This window comes from Pseudomonas sp. C8002 (assembly GCF_013385765.1).
Classification (GTDB): domain Bacteria; phylum Pseudomonadota; class Gammaproteobacteria; order Pseudomonadales; family Pseudomonadaceae; genus Aquipseudomonas.
Window position 1 is genome coordinate 100,577 of the sequence record NZ_JACAPJ010000031.1, and the last position, 20,689, is coordinate 121,265.

The 20,689-nt window shown below is 59.1% G+C and carries 17 protein-coding genes; 10 read left to right on the top strand and 7 right to left on the bottom strand.

The annotated features are described in order from the left end of the window. Positions 1-29 precede the first annotated feature (29 nt). The 7 genes from HX814_RS27795 to lhgO all read left to right on the top strand — a co-directional run bounded on the left by HX814_RS27795 (position 30) and on the right by lhgO (position 8,554). Positions 30-1,217 (top strand): CaiB/BaiF CoA-transferase family protein, encoded by a 1,188-nt coding sequence (locus tag HX814_RS27795; protein ID WP_177009984.1) that lies wholly within the window; start codon positions 30-32, stop codon positions 1,215-1,217. Positions 1,218-1,249: 32 nt separating this feature from the next. Continuing rightward, positions 1,250-2,044 carry an enoyl-CoA hydratase gene (locus HX814_RS27800; protein ID WP_177009985.1) on the top strand — a complete coding sequence of 265 codons (795 nt, stop codon included), beginning with the start codon at positions 1,250-1,252 and terminating at the stop codon, positions 2,042-2,044. Further along, positions 2,041-3,588, top strand: coding sequence for a 3-hydroxyacyl-CoA dehydrogenase (locus HX814_RS27805; protein ID WP_177009986.1), 1,548 nt, complete (start codon positions 2,041-2,043; stop codon positions 3,586-3,588). The genes HX814_RS27800 and HX814_RS27805 overlap by 4 nt, the downstream gene beginning before the upstream one ends. Before the next feature lie 18 nt (positions 3,589-3,606). Then, positions 3,607-4,809, top strand: coding sequence for a 3-oxoadipyl-CoA thiolase (locus HX814_RS27810; RefSeq protein WP_177009987.1), 1,203 nt, complete (start codon positions 3,607-3,609; stop codon positions 4,807-4,809). Positions 4,810-4,902: 93 nt separating this feature from the next. After that, the gene (locus HX814_RS27815) at positions 4,903-6,228 is read left to right on the top strand and encodes an OprD family porin (RefSeq protein ID WP_177009988.1); all 1,326 of its coding nucleotides are present in this window, start codon (positions 4,903-4,905) and stop codon (positions 6,226-6,228) included. Positions 6,229-6,309: 81 nt separating this feature from the next. Continuing rightward, positions 6,310-7,296, top strand: coding sequence for a glutarate dioxygenase GlaH (gene glaH / locus HX814_RS27820; protein ID WP_177009989.1), 987 nt, complete (start codon positions 6,310-6,312; stop codon positions 7,294-7,296). A 61-nt stretch (positions 7,297-7,357) separates the two neighbouring features. Continuing rightward, the gene (gene lhgO / locus HX814_RS27825; RefSeq protein ID WP_177009990.1) at positions 7,358-8,554 is read left to right on the top strand and encodes an L-2-hydroxyglutarate oxidase; all 1,197 of its coding nucleotides are present in this window, start codon (positions 7,358-7,360) and stop codon (positions 8,552-8,554) included. Positions 8,555-8,560: 6 nt separating this feature from the next. Here the strand turns inward: lhgO and HX814_RS27830 are convergent, their stop codons facing one another. Continuing rightward, positions 8,561-9,469 (bottom strand): LysR family transcriptional regulator, encoded by a 909-nt coding sequence (locus HX814_RS27830; RefSeq protein WP_177009991.1) that lies wholly within the window; start codon positions 9,467-9,469, stop codon positions 8,561-8,563. Between the two features lie 85 nt (positions 9,470-9,554). Between HX814_RS27830 and HX814_RS27835 the strand changes: the two genes are divergently transcribed. Continuing rightward, on the top strand, positions 9,555-10,064 hold the full coding sequence (locus HX814_RS27835; RefSeq protein WP_177009992.1) for an SRPBCC domain-containing protein: 510 nt from the start codon (positions 9,555-9,557) through the stop codon (positions 10,062-10,064). Here the strand turns inward: HX814_RS27835 and HX814_RS27840 are convergent. Beyond that, positions 10,036-10,932 carry a LysR substrate-binding domain-containing protein gene (locus HX814_RS27840; protein WP_256344150.1) on the bottom strand — a complete coding sequence of 299 codons (897 nt, stop codon included), beginning with the start codon at positions 10,930-10,932 and terminating at the stop codon, positions 10,036-10,038. The genes HX814_RS27835 and HX814_RS27840 overlap by 29 nt on opposite strands. Positions 10,933-11,031: 99 nt before the next feature. Here HX814_RS27840 and HX814_RS27845 point away from each other — a divergent pair, with 99 nt between their 5' ends. Continuing rightward, positions 11,032-11,814 (top strand): NAD(P)H-dependent oxidoreductase, encoded by a 783-nt coding sequence (locus HX814_RS27845; protein WP_177009994.1) that lies wholly within the window; start codon positions 11,032-11,034, stop codon positions 11,812-11,814. Positions 11,815-12,582: 768 nt separating this feature from the next. On the opposite strand, the gene HX814_RS27850 is transcribed toward HX814_RS27845, so the two are convergent. The 4 genes from HX814_RS27850 to HX814_RS27865 form a co-directional block, all read right to left on the bottom strand. Then, entirely contained in the window at positions 12,583-14,130 is a 1,548-nt protein-coding gene (locus HX814_RS27850) for a hypothetical protein (RefSeq protein ID WP_177009995.1), read from the bottom strand. A 232-nt stretch (positions 14,131-14,362) separates the two neighbouring features. Then, a complete protein-coding gene (locus tag HX814_RS27855) occupies positions 14,363-15,853 on the bottom strand; it encodes a hypothetical protein (protein ID WP_177009996.1) in 1,491 nt (496 codons plus the stop codon). Then, a complete protein-coding gene (locus HX814_RS27860; RefSeq protein WP_122301105.1) occupies positions 15,850-17,526 on the bottom strand; it encodes a hypothetical protein in 1,677 nt (558 codons plus the stop codon). Before HX814_RS27860 ends, HX814_RS27855 begins: the two co-directional genes overlap by 4 nt. A 619-nt stretch (positions 17,527-18,145) precedes the next feature. Continuing rightward, positions 18,146-19,018, bottom strand: a complete 873-nt coding sequence (locus HX814_RS27865; protein WP_027605750.1) for a YafY family protein — start codon at positions 19,016-19,018, stop codon at positions 18,146-18,148. 117 nt (positions 19,019-19,135) lie between these two features. Between HX814_RS27865 and HX814_RS27870 the strand changes: the two genes are divergently transcribed. Further along, positions 19,136-19,393 (top strand): hypothetical protein, encoded by a 258-nt coding sequence (locus HX814_RS27870; protein ID WP_047597201.1) that lies wholly within the window; start codon positions 19,136-19,138, stop codon positions 19,391-19,393. Between the two features lie 197 nt (positions 19,394-19,590). Here HX814_RS27870 and HX814_RS27875 read toward each other — a convergent pair whose 3' ends face one another. Next, positions 19,591-20,505 carry a LysR family transcriptional regulator gene (locus HX814_RS27875; protein WP_008433801.1) on the bottom strand — a complete coding sequence of 305 codons (915 nt, stop codon included), beginning with the start codon at positions 20,503-20,505 and terminating at the stop codon, positions 19,591-19,593. Positions 20,506-20,689: the final 184 nt, after the last annotated feature.

Sequence of the window (20,689 nt, forward strand, 5' to 3'; positions counted from 1 at the left end):
TCCTTTTTCCATTGATCGCAGGTGCACTGATGAACCATTCCAAAGGGGCCCTCGACGGCCTGAAAGTGATCGACCTCAGCCGTGTGCTGGGCGGCCCTTACTGCTCTCAGGCGCTCGCCGACCATGGCGCCGAGGTCATCAAGCTGGAACCGTTGAGCGGCGACGAAACGCGCGGATGGGGGCCACCCTTTGAAGGTGCCGACGCCTCGTACTACCGTGGCGTCAACCGCAACAAGCAGGGGATCGCCGTGGACCTTTCCCGGCCCGAAGGGATTGAATTGCTGATGGGCCTGCTTGAAGGCGCCGATGTGCTGATCGAAAACTTCAAACCTGGCACCCTGAAACGCTGGGGTATCGATTACAGCGAAGTGTTGAGCCAGCGTTTCCCCAGCTTGATCCACTGTGCCATCTCCGGATTTGGCGGCGATGGCCCGCTCGGCGGCCTCCCAGGCTACGACGCCGTGATCCAGGCCATGGCCGGCCTTATGAGCGTCAATGGCGAAGCCGACAGCGGCGCGTTGCGCATCGGCCTTCCGATTGTCGACATGGTGACGGGGCTCAATGCACTGGCTGGCGTACTGTTGGCACTTAATGAGCGTCATTGCAGCGGCCTCGGGCAATCCCTCGACATCACCCTGTACGACTGCGGTGTGTCGCTGTTGCACCCCCATGTGCCCAACTACCTTGCCGCCGGTAAAACGCCGCGCCGCACCGGCAATGCCCACCCCAACATTGCGCCCTATGACAGCTATGCCACGGGTACCGAGCCGATTTTCCTGGCGGTGGGCAATGATCGCCAGTTTGCCAAGTTATGTGAGCAGTTGGGCGCGGGCGAAATGTTTGAAGACCCTCGATTCGTCAATAACGGCGCTCGCTCGGTCAATCGCGAGGCGCTCAAGCTTGCACTGGAACAGCATATGGCTCGCCATGATGGTCCGGCGCTGGCTCAGCAGTTGATCAGCGTGGGCGTGCCGTGCGGGGCCATTGCAACCATCGATACCGTGGTGGCCCACCCACACACGCAGCATCGCGGCCTACTGGTGGACATCGGCGACTACCGTGGCATCGGCTCGCCGGTGAAGCTCTCGCGTACCCCGGCGACCTATCGCAGCCCGCCACCGACCTTGGGGCAAGACACGCGCAAAGTGCTTGAGAACCTCGGGTTGGACGCTCAGCAGATTGAGCGCCTCTATGCCGCCGGCATCGTTCGTGGTTAACGCCTGCCCACTTACCTGGCCACGGAGCCCCTATGAGCCACGCATCTGATTGTCCCGAACCCTTGGTTCTGCACGAACAGCCCGCACCGGGCGTTGCACTGTTGCGCCTCAATCGCCCCAAGGCTCGCAATGCGTTGAATATGGCATTGCGCGAAGAGCTGGCAGCACAGTTTCGACGTCTCGACGCATGTCCTGATACACGCGTCATCATCCTTACTGGCAGCCCTACGGTGTTCGCCGCCGGTGCGGACCTGGGTGAAATGGTCGACGCCACTGCGCTTGAGCTGTATGCCCGACATGCCGAGCGGCATTGGCAGGCGATTTCCGGATGTCGCAAACCGGTGATTGCCGTCGTAAACGGATTCGCTCTCGGCGGCGGCTGCGAGCTGGCGATGCACTGCGATGTGATTATCGCAGGGGAATCGGCCCGTTTCGGCCAGCCCGAAGTCAAGGTCGGGATCATGCCCGGCGCGGGCGGCACCCAACGCTTGTTGCGTGCGGTGGGCAAATTCCAGGCGTTGCGCCTGCTGTTCACGGGCGACCAGTTCACCGCCAGCGAAGGCCTGCGCATGGGTATGGTCAGCGAAGTAGTACCCGACGCGCAGACCCTCACCGCAGCCCTGGCAATGGCGGTGGCCATCGCGGCTATGCCGCCCATCGCCGTCGCGCAGATCAAAGAAGTGGTGCTTGCCGGCATGGATCTGCCGCTGGAGCAGGCACTGACCCTGGAGCGTAAATCCTTTCAACTGCTGTTCGGCTCCTACGACCAGAAAGAAGGCATGCAGGCGTTTTTGCAAAAGCGCACACCGGAGTACCTCGGCCTATGAACGCATTACCCATTCAGCGAATCGGTGTGGTCGGTGCCGGTGCCATGGGGCAGGGCATTGCCCAGGTCATGGCGCTGGCCGGCTTGAACATCTCACTGTTCGATGTGCGCCCGGGGGCGGCGCGCACCGCGCAAAGCGCATTGGTGACGACGCTGGCCATATTGCAGAGCAAGGGCCGTATCAGCCAGCAGGCGGCGCGTGATGCGCTGGCGTTGGTGCAGGTGGTTGATCGCCTGGAAGCGCTGGATGACTGTGAGCTGGTGATCGAAGCGATTGTCGAAGATCTTGAGGTCAAACAGCAGCTGTTCCGGCAACTGGACGAACTGCTCGATGAAACCACACTGTTGGCGAGCAACACGTCGTCGTTGTCCATTACCGCGATTGCCTCAGTCTGCAGGCATCCAGGGCGGGTGGCCGGCCTGCACTTTTTCAACCCGGTGCCGCGGATGCGCCTGGTCGAAGTGATCGGGGGCATCGCTACACAGTCCGACGCGCTTGAGCGGCTACGCGCGTTGGTCCGCAAGGTCGGCCATTACTCGGCGGATTCCAAGGACTCCCCGGGGTTTATCGTCAACCATGCCGGTCGTGCCTACGGTACCGAAGCGTTGCGCATGCTCAGCGAAGGGATCGCCACACCGGCGCTGATCGACGCGCTGCTTCGGGACGGCGCGGGTTTTCCAATGGGGCCGTTCGAGTTGCTGGACCTGGTGGGGCTGGACGTCAGCGTACCGGTGATGGAATCGGTGTATCACCAGTTCTATGAGGAACCGCGCTACCGACCCCATCCATTGCTGCGCTTGATGCAGGCCGGCGGGCACCTGGGACGAAAGACTGGCCAGGGCTTTTATCGATACGACGGCAACAGCGCCAGCCCCTCGGCGCTCCAGCCCGTACCGACGTGCGCGCAACTTCCCGCCGTGTGGGTGGCTGCGGACGATGATCTGGGCAAGACCCGTGTGCTGGCACTGCTTGGGCAATTGGGCGCACACGTCGAGACAGGCGCGAGCCCATCGCCCGACGCCTTGTGCCTGCTGGCGCCCTTGGGTGACGACACCAGCGAATCGGCTTTGCGCCATGGTGTCGACCCCACCCGCAGCGTAGCGATCGATACCGTGCTGGAGTTGGGTGCGCTGCGCTGCCTGATGGTCAACCCGGCAACCCGCGTCGATATGCAGGAGGCCGCCCATGCGCTGTTCAGTCGCGACGGTGGCCACGTGGTGATGCTGCGCGACAGCTGCGGTTTTGTGCTGCAGCGCACTCTGGCAGCAATCGTCAACCTGGGTTGCGACATCGCTCAACAGGGCATCGCCAGCGTCGAGGATATCGACATGGCGGTGCGCTTGGGCCTCGGCTACCCCCACGGGCCGCTGGCGTGGGGAGACACCCTGGGCGCGGGGCGACTGCTGCTGATTCTGGAGCGTATGCATACCCTCACCGGCGACCCGCGTTACCGCCCCAGTAACTGGCTACGCCGCCGGGCACGCCTGGGAATCGCCCTGTGCAGCGCCGAAAACTCAATGCCGGCAGCCGCCGAGCCACTTTGATTGAGCGAGAAATTTGCCATGCTTGATGCCTATATCTACAGCGGTTTGCGCACCCCCTTTGGCCGTCACGGCGGCAGCCTGTCGGGCATGCGGCCGGATGACCTGGTCGGCAACCTGCTGGCGCACCTGATGCAGACCTCAGGTCTGCCGGAACATGCCGTGGAGGATGTGATCCTCGGCTGCACCAACCAGGCCGGCGAGGACAGCCGTAACGTGGCGCGCAACGCATTGCTCAGCGCCGGGCTGCCGTGCTCCGTTCCAGGCCAGACTGTCAACCGCTTGTGTGCCAGCGGATTGTCCGCAGTCATCGATGCGGCGCGGGCGATCACCTGCGGTGAGGGGACGCTGTACCTGGCCGGAGGCGTCGAAAGCATGTCGCGGGCGCCGCTGGTGATCTCCAAGGCCGAGGGTCCATACAGCCGCACCCAGGAGTTGGCGGACAGCACCATCGGCGCACGTTTTTCCAATCCGAAACTGGTTCAGCGGTATGGCAACGACAGCATGCCGCAGACCGGTGACAACGTCGCCCTGATGTATGGCATAACCCGCTATGAGGCCGATCACTTTGCTGCCGCGTCGCAGGGACGTTATGCCCACGCGTTGATGTCGGGCTGGCTGTCCGATGAGATCCTGCCGGTGGAGGTGCCCACTGGGCGCAAGGGGCAAACCCAGCTGATCAGCGTTGACGAACATCCACGGCCACAGTCCGATTTTGCTGCGTTGTCGCGGCTCAACCCGCTGTTCCCCGGCGGCGTCGTGACTGCCGGCAACGCGTCGGGCATCAACGATGGCGCCGCAGTCTTGCTGTTGGGTAATCGAGCCATCGGCCAGGCCCACGATGTTGCGCCCATGGCCCGAATCCTATCTTCGGCAGTGGTAGGCGTAGAGCCGCGCATCATGGGCATCGGCCCGTACCAGGCGATTAACGTGGCGTTGCAGCGCGCCGGTATCAGCCTGGCACAGGTGGATCTGATCGAGATCAACGAGGCATTTGCGCCGCAGGTGTTGTCCTGCCTCAAGGCGCTGGAACTTAGCTTTGACGACAGCCGCGTCAATCCTTTGGGCGGCGCGATTGCTATCGGGCATCCATTAGGGGCCTCAGGCGCCCGGTTGGTGCTCAGTGCCTGTCGCACTTTGCAGCGTAACCAGCAGCGCTACGCCGTGGTCAGCCTGTGTGTGGGGGTTGGACAGGGCGTCGCGATGGTGATCGAGCGCGTTTGACCCTTGCATGACGGGGTATTAAAGGGCGGCCCCCAGGCCGTTCCTCGATAAATGTCATCCATAACAACAATAATCTCACTGGACATACTTCCCATGAAAATATCCCTGGCCCTCACGGGCTTGAGCGCCGGCGCTTGCCTGCTGTTCTTCGGTCAGCCCGCGTCGGCGGACTTTGTCGGCGACAGCAAAGCCACGCTGGGCCTGCGCAATTACTATTTCAACAACGATTACCGCGACCGGGCAGGGCCAGCCAGTCAGAGTAAAACCGCGGAGTGGGCCCAAGGTTTCATGCTCAATTACACCTCGGGGTTTACCAATGGCCCTCTAGGATTTGGCCTCGACGCCATGGGCTTGCTCGGCGTGACGCTGGACAGCGGGCAAGGGCGGCATCGTGGCAGTTCGATGATTCCATCCGCAGGAGACCACGCCACTGACGAATGGAGCCGCCTTGGCTTGACCGCCAAGATGCGCCTGAGCCAAACCGAACTGCGCTACGGCACGCTGATGCCCAAGCTGCCGATCCTGCAAGCCAATGACGGCCGCCTACTGCCGCAGACCTTTGAAGGCGCCCAGATCTCCAGCACAGAAATCGACAACCTCAGCCTGACGGCGGGTCGTTTGGAATATGCAACCGGGCGCGGCTCCACAGACAGCACCGGACTGGCCGTCGCCGGTGGTACACGCCAGAGCACTGCCTTCGTATTTGCCGGCGGCGATTTCAAGGTCAACAAAGACCTGACGCTGCAGTACTACGTGGCCAACCTTGAGGACTATTACACGCAGCAATTTTACGGCCTGCAGCACGTGCTGGGATTGGGTGAAGGGCAGGCGTTGAAGACCGACCTGCGCTACTTCGACACCGATTCCAGTGGTGCCAATGGCCGCGCGGCAGGGCGTAGTGCCGGTTATCGCACCAGTGGCTACAGCGACGATACCTCGGGTGAGATCGATAACCGTACCTGGAGCGCCATTTTCACCTACAGCCTCGGTGGCCACGCATTGACGGGCGGCTACCAAAGCATTTCGGACGCCAGCAACTTTGTCCAACTCAACCAGGCATCGCTGCCGGACAAAGGTGCTACCGGCACATCCCTCTACCTGTTCACCGATCGCATGATCACCAGCTTCAACCGCGCCGGTGAACAGACCTGGTTTGCCCAATATGCCTACGACTTTGCCGCCGCCGGTCTCCCTGGCCTGCGCGCCTCGGTGGTCTACCTCAAGGGCGACAACATCAAGACCACCACCGGCCGCGATCAACAGGAGTGGGAACGCGACCTGGCACTCGACTACGTGATCCAGGACGGCACCTTCAAGGGCCTTGGATTCGCCATGCGCTCGGGCGTGTTGCACTCCGAGGCGGATGCCAATCAGGACCAGACCCGCATGACGGTGAGCTACACCGTCGCGCTGTTCTGAGGTGTTGATTCAGTAATTTCCATCGGGTGCACGACGCTGTCGTCGTGCGCCTTTCTACTCGGCAAAAAAGAGGATGTAGCAATGAATGCCTTCGCCCCGCTCGACGTTGCGGTCATGCAGCCACCAGCAACCTTCCAGGGCTTTTCAATCAAGCCTTCGGCCCAGTCTCCACGCCTGCTTGAATTAACGTTTGCGCAATCGACGGTCAGTGCGTTTTTGAGCGCTGTGGCTCAACTGCCGGTGCAGGCGCTGGAGTACAAGTCTTTCCTGCGATTCCAATTTGGCCAGATCCTTGATGAGCTCTGCGGCGGTACCCTGCGCCCAGTGCTGGTGAACACGGTGATGGACCGAGCAACCGGGGGACTGCTGATCGTCCCCCAAGGCCTGGATAACGTGTCCCAGGCCGACGACATGGTCAAATTTTCCACCGCCGTGGCGCATTTGCTCGGGCGCTCTAACTTCGATGCCATGAGTGGTCAGTTCTATGCGCGGTTCGTGGTGGAAAACGTCGACACCTCAGACAGCTATTTGCGTGCTCCGCACCGTGTGATGGAGTTGCACAACGACGGTACCTTCGTGAATCAGATCACCGACTACGTGCTGATGATGAAGATCGACGAACAGAACATGGAAGGCGGTAACTCGCTGATCCTGCACCTGGATGACTGGGCGGATATGGACACGTTCTACAAGCATCCCCTGGCGCGTCGTCCCCTGCGCTGGACGGCGCCGCCGAGCAAGAACGTCAAGGAGGATGTGTTCCATGCCATCTTCGACACCGATGAAGTCGGCCGGCCGACCATGCGTTATATCGACCAATTCGTGCAGCCTGAGAATTTCGAAGAGGGCACCTGGTTATACGCGCTCGGCGAGTCACTGGAAAACAGCGATGCCAAGCTGTCCGTGCCGGTCGCTGTGGGTTCATTCCTGCTGATCAACAACCTGTTCTGGCTGCACGGCCGCGATCGCTTCACTGCGCACCCGGGCCTGCGTCGTGAGTTGATGCGGCAACGTGGTTACATCAGCTATCCCAAGCTGGCGCATCAGCACGGGCAAAGCGCCAACTGACACGGCGCGGGGGTGCAGACGCCCCCGTTTGCCCATGACGGATGTAAGAGAGGGAATACAGGTGTACGACTTTGTGATTATCGGTGGCGGCATCATCGGCATGTCCACCGCCATGCAGTTGGCGGGCGAATACCCGGATGCGCAGATTCTGCTGCTGGAAAAGGAATCGGGCGCGGCCCGTCATCAGACCGGGCATAACAGCGGTGTGATTCACGCCGGGGTTTACTACCCCCCTGGCAGCCTCAAGGCGAAGTTCTGCCTGGAGGGCAACCGGGCGACCAAAGCGTTCTGTGATGAGCACGGCATTCGCTACGACACCTGCGGCAAGCTGCTGGTGGCCACCAATGACGTCGAGATGCAGCGAATGCAGGCGCTGTGGGACCGCACGGCGGCCAACGGGCTGGAGCGTGAATGGCTGACTGCAGATGCGCTGCGTGAAAGGGAGCCGAACATTATCGGCCTTGGCGGCATTTATGTGCCCTCAAGCGGTATTGTCAATTACGCCGAAGTCACCCGGCAAATGGCTAACGAGTTCACCCGCCAGGGCGGTGTTATCCGTTACAACAGCGAGGTCATCGCGCTCGATGAGCGCGAGAATGAGGTGGTGATCACGACCACTACCGGGGTTTATCAGGGTCGATTTCTGATTTCCTGTTCCGGGCTGATGGCTGATCGTGTGGTGCGGATGCTCGGCCTGGAGCCTGAGTTCCAGATTTGCCCGTTCCGGGGCGAGTACTACTTGCTACCCCATGAGCATAATCAAATCGTCAATCACTTGATCTACCCCATTCCCGATCCTGCCATGCCGTTTCTGGGCGTGCACCTGACCCGCATGATCGATGGCACGGTGACGGTCGGCCCCAATGCCGTACTGGCGCTGAAAAGGGAAGGCTACAAGAAAACCGATTTCTCACTGGTGGACATGTTCGAGATCTTCACATCTCCTGGGGTGTTGAAAGTGCTCAAGGCTAACTTCAAGCCTGGGTTGATCGAGATGAGAAACTCGATCTTCAAGCGCGGCTATCTCAAGCAGGTGCAAAAATATTGCCCTTCTATCAAGCAGGATGAGTTAAAACCCTATCCGGCAGGTGTCCGCGCCCAGGCCGTCTCCAACAGCGGCAAGTTGATCGACGACTTCCTTTTCGTGAACACAAGGCTCAGTGTGAACGTGTGTAACGCGCCGTCGCCGGCAGCTACATCGGCGATTCCTATCGGTGCGTATATCGTCAGCAAGGTCAAGGTGCAACGCGGCGCTTGAAGGCATTCAGCCGAGTGCCTGGCAAGTGTCCACCAACAGTCCGCGCAGCCATGTGTGAGCGGGGTCATGGTGAGTGCGCTCATGCCACGCCACAGTCTTGCCGAAACCTGGAATGTCCAACGGCGGTTCACGCATGAGCAGCCCATCGGCATGCAATGCCAAACGGCGGGGCACCACGGCGATCAGGTTGCTGGCACGCAAAATCTCCGGCAGCACCAGGAAGCTGGTCACCGAGACCGTCACGCGCCGTGACCTGCCGATGCGGGCGAGCGCGTGATCGGTCACCCCTTCAAAAGCGCCACCAGCGGGGGAGACCAGCGCATGATCCAGCGCACAAAAGCGCTCCAGGGTCAGCGCCTCATGCCGCGACTCAGGGTGATCGTCGCGCATCACGCATACATAACGCTCATCGAACAACGCTGCAGAATGCAGGCCTGGCGGGGTGCTTTCCGGTGTCACGAGGGCCAGGTCGATATCGCCACGGTCCAGTTGGCCAGGCAGTTGCTGAGGGTCGACGGGTTGCACGGTGATACGAATATTCGGCGCATGCACACGCAGTGCGCTGAGGAAAGGCACCACCACGGCCCGTAACGCGTAGTCGGTGGACGCCAGTGAAAGCGTCATCGTTGCCGTGTGCGGTTCAAACGCATGGGGTTGCAGCATCTGCCCAATAGCAGTGAGCATCTGCTTGACCGGCCCGGCCAATTGTTCAGCCCGAAGCGTCGGCACCATGCCGCGTTGCGCACGCACGAACAACGGGTCGTTAAAGCTTTCGCGCAAGCGTGTGAGCATGCCGCTGACGGCGGGCTGGGTCAGTGACAATCGCGCGGCGGCACGGGTGACGCTACGCTCATCCAACAAGGCATCGAGGGCCTTGAGTAGGTTTAGGTCGAGGTGCCTGATATCAGGATTCATGATGCTCTGCATAAAAGATGACGATTGGTTTTATTTCACGCTAGCACCGACCATGGCACCAGTCCATTACCACTGAGTGCTGAGCATGAAAGAGATCATCTGGCCGCAAGGCTACCTGCCGGGCTTCACCGAGAATTTTGTCTCCAATGAAATCATCGTCGCCGGCCTCGCCGCCGCCGATATCTGGCCGTTGTTGAGCCACGCGTCGCAATGGCCGAGCTATTACGCCAACTCGGCTAATGTGCGCTTGCATGACGGCCCGGGTCCTGAGCTACAAGACGGGATGCGCTTCTACTTTGAGACCTTCGGATTCCCGGTCGAGGCGCAGTGCAATGAATTCGTCCCGCCGGCTGATGGCCAACCAGGGCGGATTGCCTGGCACGGTTGGGCGGGCGAGGGCGATACCCGCCTGGATGTACACCATGCGTGGCTGATAGAGGATCTGTCGCTGGGGCGCGTGCGCATCCTTACCCAGGAAACCCAGAAGGGTAAGCCGGCAGTAGAACTGGCCCTGGCTCGGCCAAACCCAATGATCAATGGCCATCAGGACTGGTTGGATGGATTGGTCAGGGCTGCACGTGAGGCGCGCCAATAAGCGCGGATTGCAATAACCACTGTCGGAGTTGCTCGACGGGTGTACGCAGGGGCGCGCTAGCACTGTGAACCAGGTAGTAGCCCTTGTTGACGGACAGGGTTGCTTCGAACACCTGCTCCAGTTGCCCTTGCTCCAGGGCCTCTTCGACCAGCCAAGGACTGGTCAGCACCACCCCCTGACCACGCCGCGCCGCATCGATGGCGAGTTCGGGCTGGTCGAAACGCAGGCCGGTTGCAATTTGTGCATCGACCATGCCGAGCTGTGCGAGCCACGCGGGCCAATGCGCATGCGATGTCGTGTAGAGCGGCGTCGTGCGCGTAAGGTCGGCGAGCGAGTGTAATTGCAGGCGCTCGCGATACAGCGGGCTGCAATACACCCGGACCTCATCCGCCAGCAACAACTCGGCCACCAACTCTCGAACCTGCCCATCGCAATGGCGTACGGCAAGGTCAAATCCATCGTGGCTGACGTCAACCAGATCCGTGCTCGCACTCAGGTGCAGCTTGAGTTGAGTGTGCTGGCGAGTGAGTGTCGGCATACGCCGAGCGAACCATGAATTGGCAAAGGCAGGAGGCAGGCTGAGACGCACTTCCTGGGCGTGTCGATGACGCAGCGCAAGGCTGGCGTTCTCCAACGTCTGAAGTGCGGGTTGCACCTGTTGCCAGTAGGCCAACGCTTCCTGAGTAGGATTCAGCTTGCGCACGGTGCGAGTGAACAACGACACGCCCAGCCAACCTTCAAGCTTACGGATCTGCTGCGTCACGGCTCCTGGAGTCACAAACATCTGCTCGGCAGCCAGGACGGCACTGCCGGTGCGCATTACTGCGTCGAAGCAGGCGATGGACTTGAGGGGGATATCAGGTTTCATGGCGCAGTTTTTCTCTTTCATGAGGCGATAAACGATGATTTGTCATACCCCAGGTCAGGCATAAGAATCAAAGGCGTCATTGGCCCTGAGGAAATGCAGATGAATGTCCTGATTGTATATGCCCATCCGGAACCTCGGTCTTTCAATGGTGCACTGAAAGACCTGGCGAGTGAAACCCTGGCGGCCCAGGGGCATAGGGTTCAAGTGAGTGATCTGTACGCGCTGGAATGGAAGGCGCCCCTGGATGGCGCGGATATCACCACGCCGCGCGTAAACGCAGAGTTTCTGAACCTCCCCGCTGAACAGGAACACATGTTCTCCCAAGGCCAACCGACCTTTGATGTGGAACAGGAGCAGGCGAAGGTGCTCTGGTGTGATCTGTTGATTTTCCAGTTTCCGATCTGGTGGTTCTCAATGCCAGCCGTGCTGAAAGGCTGGGTTGACCGCACCATGACCCGTGGCTTTGCATACGCGGCCGGTGAGAAATACGACAACGGCAAGTTCAAAGGCCGCAAAGCCATGGTCTGCGTCACCACCGGCACCGCCGAAAGCCTGTATCAGCCGGATGGGATCGACGGCTGTATGACCCACATTCTCTGGCCGATCCACAACGGGATATTCCGCTACCTGGGGTTTGACGTGCTGCCACCCTACGTTGCCTGGATGCCGGGCAATGTGTCTGAACAACAGCGTAAAGCTTACCTGGTCGGGTACGAGCAGGTGTTGCGTTCGATCGATAGAGCCAAACCGCTGTTTTTCCATCCGCACGAAGATTATGACGAGGATCAGCGTCTCAAGCCCGGGGTATTGGCCCGGTCGGGTTTTCAGTGGAACCCACGGGCGGGGCAAGGCCACGACCAGGCGGCTGACGACTTCACCTGATCGACGCTGACTGACCTACGAACAATTGGATATTTAAACAGCTACGCAACCTCCGACGACTTGCACCAAAAAACTTCATAGGGGGTCAGAAGATAGTAGGCAATAAGCTGATGTGGTCGGATAGCGCTCGACGGCGGTTTGGGAGCGGTAGCGTATAACTTTTCCGAGAAGGGGCTGTGGGACCACAGGCTGGGGGCATCCTTTTCAAACCGTCCAAAGCATGCCCTCAGATGTGCCCCCGATGTAGCAATGCACTGGAAGTGGATGGAGCTCCATGGTTTGGCGAATGGCAGAAATGATCAGCCGAACAGCCTTCCCGACGACGCCTAAAGACTCTCAGGGTCGCCGAAGAACATTTTGACTTGGCTCTAGCTCGGTAGTTTCAGTTTAAAAAAAACCTAATATGCCCCCAATTTTGCCCCCACTCAGAAGCCTTACATGAGCGATCACGAATGGCGATTCCTGACGAAATCCAGAATGGCTCTGGATGGCTCTGGAAAGCTTTCGGTGTACGTCCAAACTGGGTAGGGTAGGGGACTGGAACGCCCAGACGTTCTCCCTCGGTGACCTGGAATCAAAGCAGGTTATGTGCAGCCCAGTTCTTGTCCGGCCCGCCTAACGCAAAGCGGCCGGTGCGATTTTCTACCTGCCTGTGTAGCTTGGCACTGCGATAAACATGGCTCAGTTGGCAGCATCTCTGTATTCGCACCTAGCAGACGGCGGGCTTGCCCCCCCCGTCTGCCCGCTTCAACCCTGGAAGACCGCTACTTACAACCCTTCAATAAACATCTCTTGAACTTGATCGGCACATTCAAACGCAGCCTCAATTGCTTTTTGATTCGCCCGCGTAATCTCCCCCAGCACGTCGCGTAGCGCATCCAGGCCGTCATCAAGACTACCTGCCTCCATCACACTTCTAAGCGCTTGCACATAGCGCTCTTGCCCAGGATACATATCGATGCCGGCCCGCTCGGTCTGCCCGAACACGCGGTAAATCAACCGTCCCTGAATCATCATGTACGCTACTTGTAGTTCCAGGCTGCTCCACAACTCGTCACTGCTTCGGAGCGCGAACACAGTCGCCAGGGTTTGTGCCAGCAGGTATTGCCCCAGCATCTCTGCACGGTCTGAGCTCTGATGCACTTGTAGGCGAGCGCTCACCAGCAAGAATGTGGCGAAGCAGCAGTCAGTCAGTGCCGTAATGAGCTCTCGACCTTGTGGATTGTCCAGGCGCATACGGCTGACGGCATCGTTGATGACATCGTCGTATATCGCAGACAGAACGTTGTCTAGCAGGTGAGGTAGCTGTGGTTCGCCCCCGCCAACCGAGCGCTGCTGCAGGTTGCCCAACGCCACAACCAGCTCTTTGAGCATGTTGGTCATCACCAGTACTTCGTTCTCTGAAAGCTGATCGAAGTACTGGAAATCGTAGTCGTTGATGTAGAGATTCTTCGCCTCGCAGCGAATGCTGCGAATCTCGCTGATCGGGAATTGCTCGAGTTTGCGAAGTGTCCCCTTGGCCCACACTGCCTGAGCGGTCACCACCAAGAAGTCCTTGGCAGTCTGCAGGAAGGTGTTATCGACGATCATCAGGATGTCGTATGGCTTGATCTGCCCAGCCGATATCTCGATGACCTTCTCGACCTTGTACACCTTGATCGAGGGTGCCACCTGGATCTGGTGGGACAACCTGTGTCGCTTGGCCACTGCATTGAGGATCTGCAGCTGATCTTGCTGATAGCTGCCTTCGAACGCGGGCTTGCGGATAGGCTCAGGCTCAGGCTCAGGTTGCGGTGGCCGAGGAGGAATAACAGCTGCAGGCGGGGCGCTGACAGGCTCTTCGCGTACAACTGGCGCCTGGCCGGCAGCAGGCTGCCCAATGGGCGCCTCGACTGCATGCCCCACCGGCTCGGCAGGTTCCTGCAACTGCTCCGCTAACTTCTCCAGCAGTTGCAGCAGAGCCTCGGGCTTCATGCTCGAACCGGCCATGCCGAACGCGCAGCCATTACCCAAGATCAGTTCAGAGCCTTTTGTGGCCCGACCCTGAGTCGTGGCTTTGAACTCTTCCCACGGCATATGAGTTTTAGCCGAGGTGGTAGTCCAGTCGTTTTTCCAGAACAGGCCATGTGAGGTAAACGCCAGGCCGTTCTTGGCCGAACCGAAAACCGTCGAATCAACGATGGCGAACACTTTCGCGGAAGAGGGCATGCCATACGACGCGGCGGCGTTATCGGCCTTCTTGCGTGGAATGTCTGGGGCAACGTAAAGACCTTCGGAATGGAAATTCTGCAAAACACCAAGTACTTTTTTTTCCATGACTGCTCTCACTGGATCAACTGCGTTCGCATTCGTTGCGCACGGATTTCACTACGCGCCAGAGGGCAGGGCCGCGGGCGCGAATTTGATAACTATCAGAGTTCTGAGTTGTGGCCGTATGGTGCTTCCGTCTGCTAGCGGCGCATTGGGTGGCCTGCGATAAGGCGGCCGTACGGGCGGTAGTCCGGCGGTCTCTCCTTCATATCTGCCAAGCTTTAAATCTTTGAATCTGTCACGCACTCGCCACTAGCCGCTCGTACTCAGCGTCCAGGTAGGTATCGACGGCCTTGATGTCGAGCCTTCCGTCCTGGTACCAGGAGTTGAGTTCCTTGAGTGCCAGTGTGCCGAAGCGCGCCCAGGCAATGAGGTTTGAGCGCAACATGAACTGGATCATGTCGCCGCCCGAGCGAATCGCCGCATCGGCGCCATCTACCACGCAAAGGGTGCCGTGTGTCATTAGCAGCATCCGCTGAAGTTCGGGATTAGTGGCCGATGGAATGCACTCAGCCCATTCCTTCTCGTGATAGAAGCGCTGCTTCACGACCCACATCACTCGGGTCAACATTTCGCTAAGCATCACCGGAATAGCCATTGCCAGGCCGTGACGCAGGTCGTAGCCCTTTTCGAACACCTGGACGGCGATCGTGGCGAAGGTTTGCCGATGCTGTCCAAACTCGCCGAGGTTGATGAACTGCAGTAGCGAGTAAAAAGGAATCGGAATACCCGACCCTCGCGTTTTTGCGCCAGAGGAGCCGGCCACATCCGAGAACAGGTGCCCCAGCCAATTCATGCAGCCGCAGAACAGCTTAGCCACCAGGTTCGAGCCCTTGAGCTCGAACGTTTCGGTATCGACACTGATGATTCGGCCGCCATCGACGAAATGTGCGCTACTGGTGAACTGATCCAGTATCGAAAAGAACAACCCGACTAGGTCCGGCGAATGCGCCAGGCTCTTGATGTGGTGGTTGCGCGTGCTCATCTTGAATAGGCCGCCGACATCGCCGCCGTGACGATGGTCGTAGTTGACCTTGTACTTCCTTTCCAGGAAACCAATGGCGCTGGTTACCGGGTCACTGCCTTTGTTAGGGCCTTGCCAGCCGTTCCAGGCAGCGAACCTCCGCACCGCGTTATCGGTCATCTCGTCAGTAAAGTGGGTGAGTGCTCCCTGACCTGGGAGGCCGACGAACAGAACGTCCACCAGGCCGCCGATCAGGCCGCAGGTGCCGGCGATCATGTAGTCGTATTTGTCGCACTGGGCGCCCTTGTACGAGAACTCATCGCGGATGCGTCTTTCCAGCGCAATACGTTGGCTTGCGCTCATCAGGTCGCGGAACGGATCGTGGCCAAATTCGATCCGCCGTCGCTGGGCATAGGCAGCGACCTGGTCGAGATAGCCACTCCAGTCGCTCTTGCCTGTCATGTCGATGAAGTCGAGGTTTGGCAGCGGCGTGCCGACGCTCACGATGTTTTCTTGTACGGCATAACTACTCTCGACAAGCAGCGCATCGTCGTCATCCACCTCGAAAATCACTTGGTTCCCTTCGACCAGTGTTTCAGCTTCGAGCATCAACAGTTCGAGATGCTGGCGGCTCTGTGCCTGCGTGACCTGCAGGCTTTGCAGTGCACCATTGACCAGTCCTACGTGGTTTAGCGCGGTGTTCAACTGGTGCTTTTGCACCAGCATCGCCTGGGCCTGTTCAGTCGACGCATTCTTAATGCTCATGAGAAGAGACCGAGCAGCTTGCCCTTAGCCTTGTCTGCCATGTCGGCGGCGCCGCCGACAAGTACATCGCTGACGTTGAAATAACCGACCGCTTCAAAGGCTCGGGCAAGGTTCTCCAGCGCCTTCGGCGAAACGCCTGGTTTGATTGCGAGCTTGAGCGTCTCGAACTGCTGGCCGTCCTTCTCCTGGGAGAATGAACGTTCTTCGTAGAACGACCTGATGAAGTCGAACAGCTCTGCCTTAGTAGGCTCCTTGGTGAGCGTCTTGAGCTTGGCGTCGTCGAGGAAACGAGCGCAGCGCAGTTTGGTCGCGCTGCTCTGGGTCGCTTCGCACTTGTTGGTCAGCACGGTACCGGCGCCGGTCATCTGCCCCATCATGGAGGTAAGGCGCTGGATCATCTGGCCTTGCTCGCCATGCTCGGCCAGGGCCTGGCTCAGCCGATCGGTAATGTGGTTGAGGTCCTGCATCAGCAGCGAAATGGTCGCCTGGGTCTGCTTGATGACCTCGACCAGCATCAGCTCGCGTCGCTTCGAGCGCGTGAGCTCGTCCGCGCCCGTCAGTTTGCGCACGCCTGCGTAGGCGCCCACACCGAGCAGCACGGCGACACCGATCCCCGTGGTCATGCCCGACAGGCCGAGTATGCCGCCCATGCCCAGCGTGGCGAGGCCGGACGTCAGCCCGGCCGCAGACATGCCTACCACCGAACCCGAGAGATACACTGCGGCCAGTGGGGTGCCGACAGCCGCGGCCTTCGCCGAAAGCAGCTTCAGCGCGCTGACAATTTGGTCATCGGTGACATCGTCCTTCAGCATGCTGTGGTCGTTACGGATGGCCGCGACGGCGAGGTCGATCTCGTCATCGTCGACCTGCAAGAGCGCACGGTTTCTTTGTAGGAAGCCAAAGGTCTCCAGCGAGCCGCCGCCGGTGGAGAAGTGCAGGTTGATCAAGTCTTTGGTCAGAGAAATGTGCAGCGGCCTAATCTGCCCCCGTGGGCAATGGCTGTCCAGCTCCGCAAGCAGTGCATCGAGCGCTGCCGCCTGGTTGAAACCGGTCATGTAGGCGCGCACAGTGAAGCGCGACTCGGGTTCCAGGTCCAGCCGCGTCATCAACAGCAAGATCTCCGCGAACTCTTTTTCATCGATGACCGAGTCGTTGTCGTAGGCCATGTTCACGATGACTTTGAGGTAAGCCACTTTGACTGCTTCTTCCATCTCCTCGAGAGGGATGAGCTGTTTTTCGTCCTGGAACTCGGTGAAGTTTTCGATAACGCCCTGCAGCACGGATGCGAGTGCTGCGTAGTCGCAATCACTCAGGTCCTTGATGACCAGTTGGCTATTATCCTTACGCTCGAAGATCAGGGTGTGCTCGAGCTTGTCCATGCTTCCGGTGTGCACCTGGGTGTACTTGGCGCTGCGGATATCTTCGTAGGGGAAGTGGATCGGGTCGGCGAATCCGGAGCGGTAGATCACTTGCTCGCCAGTGAACAGCAGACCGTCCTTGCCAGTACCGAACAGGGTGTTGTCGAACAATGCCACGACGTTTCCTGGCAGCCCGTTGTATGCGAAGGCCTTAAGTGCGTTGTTCAGCTTTTTTTCATCGATCCCCGGAGCAACGGAAACATTCTTGGAAGAGATAGAGCGGAGGTTTTCGCGAAGATAGGCGCTAACACTCATGGAAGGTCCTTTTCTAGGTTAAGCGAGTCGCGACATGCTAACTCGGATGGTGGCGCAATGCCATTTTGACTTTAGGCGATAGCGGCTACACACAAGCAGTTCATGACTGAGCCTTTTCGCGTGCCGAAAGGGCGCGTTTTAACTCCGAATATTCGCGGTGCAACTCGTAGCCCTTCTTGATCACCACCACGAGCCCAATGGTTGCCAGGAGATTTTTCATGGTGCGTTCCTTTCGGGTAATTTGACTTTTTGGGTCTGGCGCAGCGACCTGAGTCGATGAGGTCAACCGTGTCAGATAGGGGCAAGATATGTAGGATTTCAGGGCGTATCTAGAGTGTTTACATGCACAGGTAAACAATCCATGCAGGTTCGGGGGGCGAAGTCATGGATGAACACTTGGCATAGTTGGAAAGGGGCTTGCAGTTCGAGAGGAGGACGTTCGAATCCGGGGCTCGGAGGGATGGGCGCTTGGCCCCTGGGCCACTGCAAGTGAAGCTTTTGCAAGTGAATCAATGGGCGTTGAAGTGCACGCACATCCCAAGCACCTTGGGTGCGTCGCAAACTTTACATATGTCTGCACACTGGCCACGATTCAACGCCATCTCTCCTGTAACAGGGCTTATACATAGAGCCAAGGGGTCAACGCCTCCAGGTTCTTCACCACGATCTGTTGCGCCGGGGCCTTGGGCTCAAGCTTTTTCGGATCGATCTGGTAGCGCTGCAGTACGTAACCCACGAGCGCACACCGCGTCGGGATGACCAGTTCGCCATCGTCCATACCGAAGTCGACTTCGATGATCGCCTTCTGGTCAGGTTTCAGCCGCGAATCCGGCTCGATTATCACATCGATGAGGGTGTTCCATTCCTCGTCATCGCCGATCAGGTTCTCGCTCGTTCGCTCGAACTCCGGCTCCCCACGGAATCTGCTCAACACGAAATCCCGATACTTGCGGTTCTTCTCGCAGTAGGCCCGTACATGCCAGCGCATGCCTGTGTAGATCAAGGTATGCGGCGAGATCAGTCGCGTCTCCGGTACTGGGTTGGCTAACGACACGTATTCAATGGCAATCACCTCGCCATTGCGGCATGCCTTGAGCAGTGGCCTCAGTACCTCTGGGCGTATTGTGCGGTTCGGCACCTCCAGCACCTTGGTGTGTGCATAGGCGAGTGCCAGCCCCTCCACATGCGGTGCCCGCGAGTGGGTCTGGTTCAACAGTTGCAGATAGGCATTGGCACTGTCGTCGATGAACAGCGGCTTGAAGTGCTTGCTCGGCACATAGCCCTTCAGTTGTTTGTCATATGTAAGATTCTTAGGCGCATGCTCGGTGATGTAGGTGTTGATATCCTTGGATGCTTGCTGGCGACTGATGCCGAAGCTCTGCATCAGATGGCCCGTGGTCAGGCGGCCCTCCCACCAGGCCACGGTCTCGATCAAGCGATAGCGAAGTGCCAGGTCCCAGCGAACCTGATTGATCTGCTGAGTGCGTTTCATGGGCCGTCCATGTGCGTGATTTGTTTACCTGTACAAGTCTACAATCTATACGTGTAAAAAATCACTACATATCCTTTGGCTGTCTTTGGAACAAATGACCTAGCGAAAGGATTGAGCATGACTAAGACGGATGTGATTTCGACAGCGGCGCTGGTGATGATGGTGGCGATTGCTGTGCTGCTGTTGGCCCACTACTTGAAACTGCAGAAGGTGTGGACGGTGGTCGTCAATTGCCGTGCGAGCCTGCGTTGGGCGCGGATTCATGAGACAGAGAACAAGGAGTTACGTTCGGCGCTTCGAGCGGAGAGGGAGCACGTAGATCAGTTGCTGAGGAAGGTGGCTCTACAGAATGCGGTAGAGCCGGAGGGCAAATGACCGCGGTGTGTGGGAACAACAAAGGGTCACATTTCTAGAAGGGAACTGTTGGACCTCAGGCTGGGGGCATCCTTTTCAAACCATCCAAAGCATGCCCTCAGATGTGCCCCCAATGTAGCGATCCACTGGAAGTGAATGGAACTTCGTGGTTTGTGGAAAGGCAGAAATGATCAGCCAAACAGCCTGCCCGGCGACGCCTATAGACTCTCAGGGTCGCCAAAAAACATCTGAATCCGCGACCTTAACCACCGTTCCCCCGGATCATTGTCCTGGGACCCACGCCACGCCATGTGCAATTCAAAGGTGCGCACCGGCAGTGGCGGCTCCTCAGCCCGCAAGCCACCCGCTGAAGTCAACGCTTCAGCGGCATAGTCCGGCACGGTCGCGACAATATCGGTGCCCGCCAGCAATGTCCCGAGCCCATTGAACTGCGGCACAGCCAGGACTACGTGGCGCTTGCGGCCCAGTTTTTCCAGTTCTTCATCCAGAAACCCGCTCAAATCCCCGGCAAACGACACCAGGGCATGGGGCCGGGCGCAGAAGTCATCCAGGCTCATGGAGCCCGGCATGCTGTCGGCTCGCAACAGCATCGGCTTGCTGCGGCGCAGGACTTTGCGTTTGGCGTTGGCCGGCAAATCGGTGGTGTAGCTCACGCCGATGGAGATTTCGCCGGAGGCCAGCAGGCCGGGCATCAGGATGTAGTTGACGCGGCGCACTACCAGCACGATGCCGGGGGCTTCGGCCCGCAGGCGCTTGAGCAGCAGCGGCAGCAGGGCGAATTCGACGTCGTCCGACAGGCCGATGCGGAATACCGCGGTGCTGGTGGCCGGGTCGAATTCGGAGGCGCGGCTGACGGCCGTGGAAATCGAGTCCAGGGCCGGGGAGAGCAGGGCGAAGATTTCTACCGCACGGGCCGAGGGCTCCATGCTGCGTCCGGTACGCACGAACAACGGGTCGTCGAACAGGCCGCGCAGGCGTGACAGGGCTGCGCTGATGGCCGGCTGGCCAAGGAACAGTTTCTCGGCAGCGCGGGTCACACTGCGCTCATGCATCAAGGTTTCGAATACGATCAACAGGTTGAGGTCGACACGACGCAGGTCGTTACGGTTCATCTTGTGTCCCAGGCGGCGTCAGTAAACTTGACGGGAGCGGTCATATAAGAACAATGACCGGCATGAATCTTACGGGGAAAGGCTGGTACTCTGCACCGGCTAATTCAGTTTTCCTACATGGCTTGGCACCTTTTCCGTATGTGCGGAATCAATGACAGGCATGTCGACTATTAACGGCGACCGG

Coding starts and splice junctions, on each gene's coding strand:
- HX814_RS27855 (WP_177009996.1), bottom strand. CDS start 15,853: ATGAGCATTAAGAATGCGTCGACTGAACAGGCCCAGGCGATGCTGGTG.
- HX814_RS27810 (WP_177009987.1), top strand. CDS start 3,607: ATGCTTGATGCCTATATCTACAGCGGTTTGCGCACCCCCTTTGGCCGT.
- HX814_RS27845 (WP_177009994.1), top strand. CDS start 11,032: ATGAATGTCCTGATTGTATATGCCCATCCGGAACCTCGGTCTTTCAAT.
- HX814_RS27835 (WP_177009992.1), top strand. CDS start 9,555: ATGAAAGAGATCATCTGGCCGCAAGGCTACCTGCCGGGCTTCACCGAG.
- HX814_RS27840 (WP_256344150.1), bottom strand. CDS start 10,932: ATGAAACCTGATATCCCCCTCAAGTCCATCGCCTGCTTCGACGCAGTA.
- HX814_RS27865 (WP_027605750.1), bottom strand. CDS start 19,018: ATGAAACGCACTCAGCAGATCAATCAGGTTCGCTGGGACCTGGCACTT.
- HX814_RS27860 (WP_122301105.1), bottom strand. CDS start 17,526: ATGAGTGTTAGCGCCTATCTTCGCGAAAACCTCCGCTCTATCTCTTCC.
- glaH (WP_177009989.1), top strand. CDS start 6,310: ATGAATGCCTTCGCCCCGCTCGACGTTGCGGTCATGCAGCCACCAGCA.
- HX814_RS27830 (WP_177009991.1), bottom strand. CDS start 9,469: ATGAATCCTGATATCAGGCACCTCGACCTAAACCTACTCAAGGCCCTC.
- HX814_RS27805 (WP_177009986.1), top strand. CDS start 2,041: ATGAACGCATTACCCATTCAGCGAATCGGTGTGGTCGGTGCCGGTGCC.
- HX814_RS27800 (WP_177009985.1), top strand. CDS start 1,250: ATGAGCCACGCATCTGATTGTCCCGAACCCTTGGTTCTGCACGAACAG.
- HX814_RS27815 (WP_177009988.1), top strand. CDS start 4,903: ATGAAAATATCCCTGGCCCTCACGGGCTTGAGCGCCGGCGCTTGCCTG.
- HX814_RS27875 (WP_008433801.1), bottom strand. CDS start 20,505: ATGAACCGTAACGACCTGCGTCGTGTCGACCTCAACCTGTTGATCGTA.
- HX814_RS27870 (WP_047597201.1), top strand. CDS start 19,136: ATGACTAAGACGGATGTGATTTCGACAGCGGCGCTGGTGATGATGGTG.
- HX814_RS27850 (WP_177009995.1), bottom strand. CDS start 14,130: ATGGAAAAAAAAGTACTTGGTGTTTTGCAGAATTTCCATTCCGAAGGT.
- HX814_RS27795 (WP_177009984.1), top strand. CDS start 30: ATGAACCATTCCAAAGGGGCCCTCGACGGCCTGAAAGTGATCGACCTC.